The organism is Kluyvera sichuanensis (assembly GCF_014218705.1).
Taxonomy (GTDB): domain Bacteria; phylum Pseudomonadota; class Gammaproteobacteria; order Enterobacterales; family Enterobacteriaceae; genus Kluyvera; species Kluyvera sichuanensis.
The window spans coordinates 1-4,016 of sequence record NZ_JABBJF010000060.1; the positions used below are offsets into that span (position 1 = coordinate 1).

At 53.4% G+C, this 4,016-nt stretch carries 4 protein-coding genes, 1 tRNA gene and 1 pseudogene; all 6 read left to right on the forward strand.

The genetic code is table 11. The features are described 5' to 3' along the window. Nucleotides 1-120, forward strand: a pseudogene (locus HII27_RS27325) (LexA family protein); the annotation flags it as partial. A gap of 57 nt (nt 121-177) precedes the next feature. Continuing rightward, nucleotides 178-546 (forward strand): RusA family crossover junction endodeoxyribonuclease, encoded by a 369-nt coding sequence (locus HII27_RS26580; protein ID WP_223883307.1) that lies wholly within the window; start codon nt 178-180, stop codon nt 544-546. 116 nt (nt 547-662) lie between these two features. Beyond that, entirely contained in the window at nt 663-1,550 is an 888-nt protein-coding gene (locus HII27_RS26585) for an ORF6N domain-containing protein (protein ID WP_223883306.1), read from the forward strand. Continuing rightward, nucleotides 1,547-2,566, forward strand: a complete 1,020-nt coding sequence (locus tag HII27_RS26590; protein ID WP_185670179.1) for a DUF968 domain-containing protein — start codon at nt 1,547-1,549, stop codon at nt 2,564-2,566. The genes HII27_RS26585 and HII27_RS26590 overlap by 4 nt, the downstream gene beginning before the upstream one ends. Before the next feature lie 21 nt (nt 2,567-2,587). Next, nucleotides 2,588-3,277 (forward strand): bacteriophage antitermination protein Q, encoded by a 690-nt coding sequence (locus HII27_RS26595; protein ID WP_185670180.1) that lies wholly within the window; start codon nt 2,588-2,590, stop codon nt 3,275-3,277. A 483-nt stretch (nt 3,278-3,760) separates the two neighbouring features. Further along, nucleotides 3,761-3,835 (forward strand) — tRNA-Gly (locus HII27_RS26600). Nucleotides 3,836-4,016: the final 181 nt, after the last annotated feature.

A 4,016-nucleotide genomic window follows, 5' to 3' on the forward strand; every position in this document is an offset into this window, starting at 1 on the left:
CATGGTTTCCCACCTACTAACTTCGAACTGGCGGGGCTGCTGGGATGCAGCTCTCCCAACGCTGCGGCGGATCACCTCCGCGCGCTAGAGAAAAAGGGGGCTATCTCTATCACTCGCGGCGTTTCCCGCGGGATCTCCATTACTCAACCAAAGCCAAAGAACAATGCCGGGCAGGGCATGACGCTTGTACTGCCATTTCCTCCAAGCGTTAACACCTACTGGCGCGCCCCTAACAAAGGGCCGCTGGCCGGTCGCCATATGGTTAGCGCCGACGGTCGCAAATACCAGAGCGCGGCGTGTGCGGCAATCATTGAGCAGCTTCGCCGCCTCCCTAAACCGTCAGCAGAGCTGGCTGCCGTAGAAATCACCCTGTACCCACCGGACGCGCGCCGCCGTGATCTGGACAACTACAACAAAGCGCTATTTGACGCGCTGACGCATGCAGGTGTCTGGGAGGACGACAGCCAGGTGAAGCGCATGCTGGTGGAGTGGGGGCCAATAACGCCGAAAGGGCGGGTAGAAATAACCATTACGCCATTCAAATAAGGGGAAAATATATGTCCAACTGTGGGTTGAATGACTGGCGTGATGGCAGTAATGTCGGACAGTGCAAGCGAAATGGGCGTGCAGGCCCTTCGCAACAATCAGTGTATGGAGAGAATATGACCAATAATCATGTTGTGGGCACTGCTACGCCCAAAAATGGCATCCCAACCGTAATTTCTGTAAATCATTCATCGGTGCCGGTGATCACTTATCGCAATCAGCGCGTAGTGACTACAGAATCCCTGGCTAGTGGCTACGGTACAACAGCGCAAAATATCACCAACAATTTCAACCGCAATAAAATTCGCTTTGTTGAGGGTAAACACTACTTTCGAATTGAGGGTGAGGAAGTTGAAAATTTGCGCAACTCTTTCAGCAGTGTGCAAATATCACCAAAGGCCCGCAGCTTATATCTCTGGACTGAACGCGGTGCCTCCCGCCACGCAAAGATGCTTGAAACTGAGCAGGCATGGGATTTTTTCGAACAGCTTGAGGATCATTATTTCAACCTTCGAGAAGTTCACGGTGTCATGCTGCCCAATATGTCCGATCCCATCACTCTGGCCCGTGCCTGGGCAGATGCAATGGAGGCGAAACAGCAGGCTGAAGCGATCACCCACCAGCAGGCCGAATATATCGAGCATCTCGAGAGCCTCTTCACCGATGGACTCTCTCCTGTTCAGTTCTGCAAGCGTCTGAATGGCGTAAACACTAGCAAGATCAGCGCCTGGCTTGTCTCTGCTAATTGGCTATACGACGACAACCCAGACGGGCGCAGCGCGCAATGGCGTGTTCGTTCCTATGCTCGCGACAAATACCTCACAGAGAAAAGCAGCAAAGTCTCACCAAATTCAGCTGTTAGCTTCACCACCTATCAACCTGTCTTGCTCCGGGAAGGTGCTATCTGGATCTACAAAAACTACCTGAAAGGTAAGCTTCCGATGAAGGTCACGTGGAACGGCAGCTTTACTCACGATAAAGAGCTGGCCGGGGGCGACCATTGAGAGCATTACTCACGCCTGAAATAGTACCGCGCCTCGGAGTGGTTCTGTTCAAGCCTGGTCGGGAGTTAATGCACCTGTTTGCATCTGGACGGGTGCTGGTCGAACGTGAGCCAGAAAACATGGCTCGGTTTCCGTCAGGCCGGATCCCCAATGCTCGCCAGCCGCTGCTGGAAGATGCCCGGCTAAACACCTTCTTCACTGATGAACGGGTTATTGCAGCTGCTGGTGGAATGGCTGGTCTTGAACATTGGCTGCGCCAGCGCGTAACGAAGTGCCAGAACCCGGATCCGGATTACCACCATGCGGAATTAACTACCTTCTGGCATCAGCCTGGCGCGCTGTTGGTGTGCTGGCATTGTGATAACAAACTGCGTGGGCAGACGACGGAAGAGTTACAGGCGCTTGCGCTGGGCAATGTCGCCGAATGGATTATTGATATTGTGCAGGCGGGGCTGGGTTACAACAAAGAGCGTTCTCTCTCTTTGGCTGAACTTTGCTGGTGGGCCGTTCAGTCTGGCATCGCTGATGCTATCACCGAAGGGATGGCGCAGCGGGCGCTACGATTGCCGGAGGAACCACATCAATCTGTCATGCGGGAGAGTGACATTGTGCCAGCGCTGCCCGCCACCAGCATTTTACAGAGTAAGGCGCGTATCCCGGTTGAACAGGTGAAGCCGGTTCTGACATTAAAAGCGGATCCAGAATCACCAGAGTCGTTCCTGCTGCGGCCTAAGCGCCGCCGCTGGGTGAATGAGGCCTATACCCGCTGGGTGAAAACTCAGCCTTGTGAGGGCTGCCGGCGGCCAGCAGACGACCCGCATCATATCGTTGGGCACGGTATGGGCGGTACAGCGACAAAAGCCCACGACCTCTTCGTGATCCCTCTGTGCAGAGAGTGTCACGACGAACTACACGCCGGTGTATCGGCATTCGAACAGAAGCATGGCACTCAGTTAGAGATGTTGCTGCGTTTTCTGGATCGGGCGCTGGCAATCGGCGTAATTGCGAAAGCTTAAGTGTATGGAGCGCTAAACCGCATGAATCAACAGAACCTGAATTTTGTAAGAATCGAACTTCGCCGCGCGTTAACTGATCTCTCCGGGGCAACAAAAGGTCAGCTTGAGGCTTTCAGTGAACACCCACCAGCAGACAAAAACGCCTCACCGCGCCGGGGCGTCCACCTTGTAGAACTCGAGGGAGAGAAGGGGATCCGCTTTGTTAACTCGCTGGCCGCGCCATTGTATGTGCTGGAAACGCGCAGCCGCCGCAGGCCAATGCCACCGATAAAAGATGCTGAGTTTGAGTCAGCGCCGTGGCGCCGGGCTGTTTCCGCGCTCAGCGAATACCAGCAGGCCTGGCTGCGGTACTGCTACGGTTTCGACCTGAGCTATAAACACCAGGTGATGATGTGTGAACACGTCTGGAAGGCATATCAAAAATGCCTGGGTGAAACCTCGATCCAGGAGCGCGTAGTTAAGAAGCTGGTCGGCCTGGTATGGTTGGCGGGGCAGGAGATTGCCGCCGCCAGAAACAATGAAACCCATAAAGACTATGCTGGCGCCGCGCTGGCACGGATGGTTAGCGTTGACCGTTCTACATGGCTACGTGTGTACTCGGCCCACTGGGCGGGGCTAAAGGCGGCCTTTACGGATCTGGACGAACATGCGCTGGGATTAGCGCTAGATCACTATGAGGCCGAAGAGGTGCTTAAAGTGGTAGAAATGTGAGGTAAATTTCATTATCTCCGCCAATCTCGCTTGCAAAATGCAACAAAATAAGTCATATTTGAAGCATATTTGTTATGTTGCCAAAGTTTTATAAACCCGCCATCGAGCGGGTTTTTTGTTGTCTGAAATAATCAGAAAAGGATAAATGAGCGTGTCCACTCCGGGTAGTGGCAAATTCATTGCAGCGGACAGGATGTTTAGGAGGAAGTGCCAAGCATTCTGTCCATTGCGGTGAAAGAACATATCGGCTAACACCCGGCCAATAACTTAGCGGTACGCAAATACTGATTGGAGTTAAGCGAGAGATGGGCGCTCGCCACCACAATACATTGACGCGATTTATGAAAATGTTTTACGTTATTGATGCAGTGAATCCCCCTATGCGGCGGGGCGCTCAGTCAAAACTGATAATGTTCAAATGCTCGCGCGAGGCAGTTCGACTGGCTGACTCACCGGGAGGCACCCGGCACTGCATACCAGATTGCGGCCATCGTATAATGGCTATTACCTCAGCCTTCCAAGCTGATGATGCGGGTTCGATTCCCGCTGACCGCTCCATTCTTAAGGCTCGCTTCGGCGGGCCTTTTCTTTTTCAGGCTCCGGGAAAACTCCTCGACGTGTGTTGTTGTTAAATCAGCCCGCGAGCCTGAACCCCTTTAAAACACACAGCACCATCCGATTTGTCCGGAGGTGAGGCTATGACCCGAATGAGCACAATTTACAGCAGACTTTCATATGG

What these genes read in the sequence shown, in the direction of transcription:
- HII27_RS26580 (WP_223883307.1), top strand. Translation starts at nt 178, where the DNA reads ATGACGCTTGTACTGCCATTTCCTCCAAGCGTTAACACCTACTGGCGC.
- HII27_RS26585 (WP_223883306.1), top strand. Translation starts at nt 663, where the DNA reads ATGACCAATAATCATGTTGTGGGCACTGCTACGCCCAAAAATGGCATC.
- HII27_RS26595 (WP_185670180.1), top strand. Translation starts at nt 2,588, where the DNA reads ATGAATCAACAGAACCTGAATTTTGTAAGAATCGAACTTCGCCGCGCG.